This is a genomic window from Nonomuraea maheshkhaliensis (assembly GCF_039529435.1).
Taxonomy (GTDB): Bacteria; Actinomycetota; Actinomycetes; order Streptosporangiales; family Streptosporangiaceae; genus Nonomuraea; species Nonomuraea maheshkhaliensis.
The window spans coordinates 1-4,895 of sequence record NZ_BAAAMU010000255.1; the positions used below are offsets into that span (position 1 = coordinate 1).

General features: G+C 71.8%; 6 protein-coding genes and 1 pseudogene. 2 read left to right on the forward strand and 5 right to left on the reverse strand.

Going from position 1 to position 4,895, the window contains the following annotated elements:
* The 4 genes from ABFX54_RS55870 to ABFX54_RS55885 all read right to left on the reverse strand — a co-directional run.
* A partial coding sequence (locus ABFX54_RS55870; RefSeq protein ID WP_346115483.1) for an ALF repeat-containing protein occupies positions 1–881 on the reverse strand: 881 nt, incomplete at its 3' end.
* Positions 882–955: 74 nt separating this feature from the next.
* A complete protein-coding gene (locus tag ABFX54_RS55875; protein WP_346115484.1) occupies positions 956–3,304 on the reverse strand; it encodes a trypsin-like serine protease in 2,349 nt (782 codons plus the stop codon).
* Positions 3,305–3,395: 91 nt separating this feature from the next.
* Complete coding sequence (locus ABFX54_RS55880) at positions 3,396–3,551, reverse strand: hypothetical protein (RefSeq protein ID WP_346115485.1); 156 nt, start codon at positions 3,549–3,551, stop codon at positions 3,396–3,398.
* Positions 3,527–3,691, reverse strand: a complete 165-nt coding sequence (locus ABFX54_RS55885; RefSeq protein WP_346115488.1) for a hypothetical protein — start codon at positions 3,689–3,691, stop codon at positions 3,527–3,529. Before ABFX54_RS55885 ends, ABFX54_RS55880 begins: the two co-directional genes overlap by 25 nt.
* A 148-nt stretch (positions 3,692–3,839) precedes the next feature.
* Here ABFX54_RS55885 and ABFX54_RS55890 point away from each other — a divergent pair.
* Positions 3,840–3,953: pseudogene (locus ABFX54_RS55890) on the forward strand (MmyB family transcriptional regulator); the annotation flags it as partial.
* A gap of 65 nt (positions 3,954–4,018) precedes the next feature.
* On the opposite strand, the gene ABFX54_RS55895 reads toward ABFX54_RS55890, so the two are convergent.
* Positions 4,019–4,408, reverse strand: coding sequence for a VOC family protein (locus ABFX54_RS55895; RefSeq protein WP_346115486.1), 390 nt, complete (start codon positions 4,406–4,408; stop codon positions 4,019–4,021).
* A gap of 159 nt (positions 4,409–4,567) precedes the next feature.
* On the opposite strand from ABFX54_RS55895, the gene ABFX54_RS55900 reads away from it, so the two are divergent.
* On the forward strand, positions 4,568–4,895 hold a 328-nt coding region (locus ABFX54_RS55900; RefSeq protein ID WP_346115487.1), incomplete at its 3' end, for a hypothetical protein.

Sequence of the window (4,895 nt, forward strand, 5' to 3'; positions counted from 1 at the left end):
GCCTCCGCCGACTCCAGCCCGGCCAGCCCGGCCAGGCGCTGCGCCTCCTGCGCGTCCCGCATGGCCGCCTCGGACTCCGCCTTCGCCCGCTCCGACTGCGCCACCGCCGAGATCGACTCCAAGGCCGCGCGGCGCGTCGCCTCCGCGGCGCTGGCCCGCAGGTCGTTCAGCGTCTGGTTCTCGTTGTCGCGGGCCTGGGCCACCCCCCAGTCGATCGCGACGAACCGCTCCTGCATCTCCAGGCTGCCGTCCTGGAGCGCCCGGTTCGCCGCGGCCTGCACCTCGGGGCCGCCGTCCGCCATCGCGCGGTTGACGACCGCGCGCAGATCCAGCCGGTACGGCACCCGCCAGCCCGACTCGATGAACGTCCCCAGCTCCGCGGCGTCCCCGTCACGCAGCACCGCGTTCGCGGCGGCCTTGACCTCGGGCCCACCGGCCGCCTTCATCTCGTTCACACTGGCACGCAGGTCGATCTCCCTGGCCCGCGCCCAGCCGCCGTCCAGGAACTTCGCCACGGCGCCGGGGTCGTCCGAGATCAGGGCGGCGTTGGCGGCGGCGGACACGTCGGGTCCCCCGCGTGCCTTGATCCGGCCGGCCTGCTCGCGCTCGTCCTGCGCCGTGAGGCGCGGCAACTGGGTGAGAAAGGCGCAGATCGCCGCCTCGTCCCCGAGCAGCGCCTGCTCGGCGGCCGGGCGGCCGTTCACGCCGCCCGTGACCCAGGCTTCCAGGACCACCTGGCGTTCGCAGGCCGGCGCGGCGGGGGGATCGGCCGCCGTCGCGGCCCGTACCTCGCCGATCGGGGCGCCCATGAGGAGCAGCGAGAGCACGGCTCCGACGACGCCGGCCGTCTTCCAGGGAGCCCTGTCACATAACGCACGCATCGCATTTCCACCGTTTCGGTCGATGCTTCAGAGAGGAACAGGCCGGCCGGCCTGGCAGGCCGACCGGCCGGTGATCAGTTGACGACCCGCAGCTCCAGCAGGGTCTCCCGGCAGTTGTCGGGATAATCCGGATGACCCTCATCGCAGGTCGTGTCCGTACGTCCGAACTGCTCGCTCTCGTCGCGCTCGACGCGCTTGGTCCGCTCCGTGCCGGAGGACACGTTCACCACCGTCGCGTCCACGTCGTGACCGGCTCCCGGTGAACGGCTGTCGCCCTGGACCTCGTAGACGTTCGGGATGCGGAGCTTCACGTACCCCGTGGGCGCGAGGACCTTGAAGCACACCGCCGTCACGCCGAGATGCGGCTCGCCGATCTCGGTCTGGCCGTTCAGCAGGCCGGGGAAGACCTTGATCACGCCGACCCCGTTCTCCGCGGACGCGGTGCACGAGACCCAGATGAGCCCGCCGTTCCCGGAGACCAGCTCGAAGTTCTTCGCCTCGGCCGCTTCCGTGCCCCAGTCGGCCTGCCCTGAGGTGCCGGCGAACTCGTGCCGGTAGTGCACGGGATAGGCGAACTTCTCCAGGATGGAGTCCGGGCGGACGACGGGCTGCACGGTGACGTTGGCCGGCACCGCGGGCCCGTAGGCGCGGCCCAGGATCCACGCGATCTGGCTGCCCGGCCGGTAGAGGAACAGGTAGCCCGGCCCGCCGGAATGCCGGTGGTCCCAGGCGATGACGCGGTCGGCCCCGCTCTTCAGGTCGTAGCCGCCGATGCCGGCCGAGCTGTGGAACACCGCGCTGAACGCGTTCCCCGCGCCGTGCTTGAGAATCCAGGCGGTCTGCGCGCCCGGACGATAAAGCACGAGATGATCGAGTTTGCCCGTGTGCTCGTAGTCGTAGGCCACCACCTGGTCCCGTACGTCCGCCAGGTTGTAGCCGCCGATGCCGGTCGAGCTGTGGAACACCGCGCTGAACGCGTCTCCCGCGCCGTGCTTGAGAATCCAGAGGGTTCCCGTGCCAGGACGGTAGGCCACCAGATGATCGAGCTTGCCCGAGCCCTCGTAGTCGAAGGCGATGATCCGGTCCGCCGCGCTCTTCAGGTCATAGCCGCCGATCCCGGTCGTCCTGTTCAGCACCGCGCTGAACGAGTTCCCCGCGCCGTGCTTGAGTATCGAGACCGTCTCCGCGCCAGGGCGGTAGAGCAGCAGGTGATCGAGCTTGCCCGTGTGCTCGTAGTCGAACGCCACCACCTGATCCCTGGCGTCCTTCATGGTGTAGCCGCCGATCCCGGCGTCGGTGGAGGCGTAGACCGGGGTGAACGTGTTTCCGCTGCCGTGCTTGAGGATGTGCACCGTCCCGACCCCCGGCCGGTACAGCAGCAGGTGGTCCAGCTTGCCGGAACTCTCGTAGTCGAAGGCGATGATCCGGTCGGCCGCCCTCTTCAGGTCGTAGCCGCCGATCCCCGTGGTCGAGGAGAAGACCGGGGTGTAGGCGCCGTCCGCGCCCTGCTTGACGATGGAGACGCGCTCCCCGCCCGGGCGGTACAGCAGCAGGTGATCGAGCTTGCCCGTGTGCTCGTAGTCGAACGCCACCACCTGGTCCCTGGCGTCCGCCAGGTCATAGCCGCCGATCCCGGTGGAGTGGTTCCCGTACGCGCGGAAATCCCCCGTGGGCTCGCCCGCGACGAGGCGGACCCAGTTCGCCAGGTCGTCCACGCGCACCGCGTCGGCACCGCGCGGCCCGTCGTCGGCCGCACCGAGGCATCCGCCCTGGCCCGCGCCGATGCCGAGCCCGACGAGCTCGGGGGCGCCGCCGCTCGTACGGAAGACCGGGGCGCCCGCGTCGCCCTGGCAGGCGCTCACGTCGCCCGCGTCGGCGCCGGTCCAGCCGAACGAGTCCGCCGTCACCGCCCCGGCCACGACCGGCGCGGCGTGCAGCCGGCGCGGCGCCCACTCCTGCGCCGTCCTGCCGAAGCCGGCGACCTGCAACGCGTCCCCTTCGGCGGGTGCGGTCGCGCTGACCACGACGGGGGCGACGCCGAGCACCCGCAACGCCAGCCGGACCAGCACCACGTCCCGGTCGCGGTGCGGGTGGATCCACTCCACGGGCAGCACCCGGCCGCCCGTGCCGAGCAGGTCCGTCCTGCCGACGGTCACGGTCGTCGCCACCTTCGGCCTGCCGGTCGTGACGGACTGCCCCGCGGCGGCGAGACAGCTCGTGGCGGTGATCACGTACTGCGAGCTGACCAGGGCGCCGGTGCACCCGTGCAACTCACCGACGTTCACCTTCGCCACGAAACCCCAGGTGCCGTCGGCGACCTGGCCGCCGCCGCGCACCGCCTGGGCCGGGATCGTCCCGGCCCAGAGCAGTGATAAAGACAGGAGAGTGAGGGATAAGAAGCGGAATGTTCGCTGGAGGTTCACGGCATGATTGTGAGGAGCCAGGCATCAAGGGAGACAGGGCAGTAACCGGACACTCAGCGGGCACTTCGCGCGGTGGGCTCGGGGCGCCAGGTCAGGGCTTGAGCAGGGTCTTGATGGCGCGGCGCTCGTCCATGGCCCGGTAGCCCTCGGCGACCCGCTCCAGCGGCAGCGTGAGGTCGAAGACCCGGCCGGGCTCGATCCGGCCGCTCAGTACGCGCTCGATCAGGTCCGGCAGGTGGCGGCGCACTGGGGCGGGGCCACCGCGCCGTCGCCGACCACCAGGGCCGTGCTGCCCGGGGTGACCTCGGCGGCGTGGGCGGCCCACCAGCCGGTGCCCATGACGTCGGAGACGGCCAGCAGGCTCGGCCACAGGTTCCCGTCCGGCACCTCGGCGGTGGCGACGAGGGTGCCCTGGGCCTGGGGGGATGCGCACGTACTCGGCCTGGCAGGTGCTCGTGAACTCGCGGTTCAGGCAACTGGACGGGAAGCCGTTGCGGCAGTTCGCGCAGGTGCTGTCGGAGGTGGCGAAGGGTTCCTGCGCGCCGACGCCGGCCGCAACCCCCACGACAAGGAGCTGCACGACCTCGTCGGTGAGCCGTCGACCCGCAGCGAGGAGGTCCGCACTCGCTGGAGCGCGCACAACGTGCGCCTGCTCGCCTCCTGGGGCGCGAGCCAGGAGGCGCTCGCGGCGGACTTTCGGCCCCTTCTACGGGCTCAGGGCCAGGTCTTGGCCTCCGCGTCGAACAGCGCGGCGTCACTCTCCACGGGCAGCACGCACATGACGTGACCGCCGGGCGTACGCAGCGTGCGGCACTCCTGCCACCGCCCCACCTCGCTCGCGCCCAGCTCGATCAGGCGCCTGGTCTCCGCCTCGACGTCGTCGGTCTCGATGTCCACGTGCATGCGCGGCGCGCCGTCGTCCATCGACTGCACGGCCACGTGCGGGGCGACCTCGGGCAGGGCGCCGTGCAGGGAGATGAACTGCTCCGCGTCGGGCAGCGGGCGGGCGGTGGCCCCCAGCGCCGCGGCCCAGAAGGCGACGGCCGCCTCGGCCTCGGGTGCGGGGGTGTCGAGCAGGAGGGCGTACACACGGGTGCGATGCATGTGAATCATGCTAGGCACCCGGAACGCCCCGACCGGAACGCGGCTCCTTCGTCCGGGTGCACGGAACGTCCCGCCTGGCACCTGACCTCTTCGCCCCGTCCTAGACCATTTCTGTCAGGTGAACGGCGGGCCTGAACGGACATTTGTCACAGTCGGCCCGTGGAACGCGACGAGCTCATGGAACGGCTGGCGCGCTTCGGCGTGCTGCGCCGGAGCTACGGTGACGCCGCCCGCCACCTGGTGCCCCTGCTGGCGCCGAGCGCGCTCGTGCTCGTGCCACTGAGCCTGCTCGCCACGCTCGTCCTGGTCGTCGCGGTGAAGGACGGGCTCGTCGTGGTCAACGGGGAGCCGGAGCTGACGGACGTACCCGCCGGGGCGTCATGGGTGTGGGCGGCGGCGGTGCCGGTCGCCTGGCTCGTCCTGGCGGTGCTGGTCTTCCCCGCGACCGTGATCGTGGCCGCGGGACGGCTGCTCGGCCGGCGGGTGC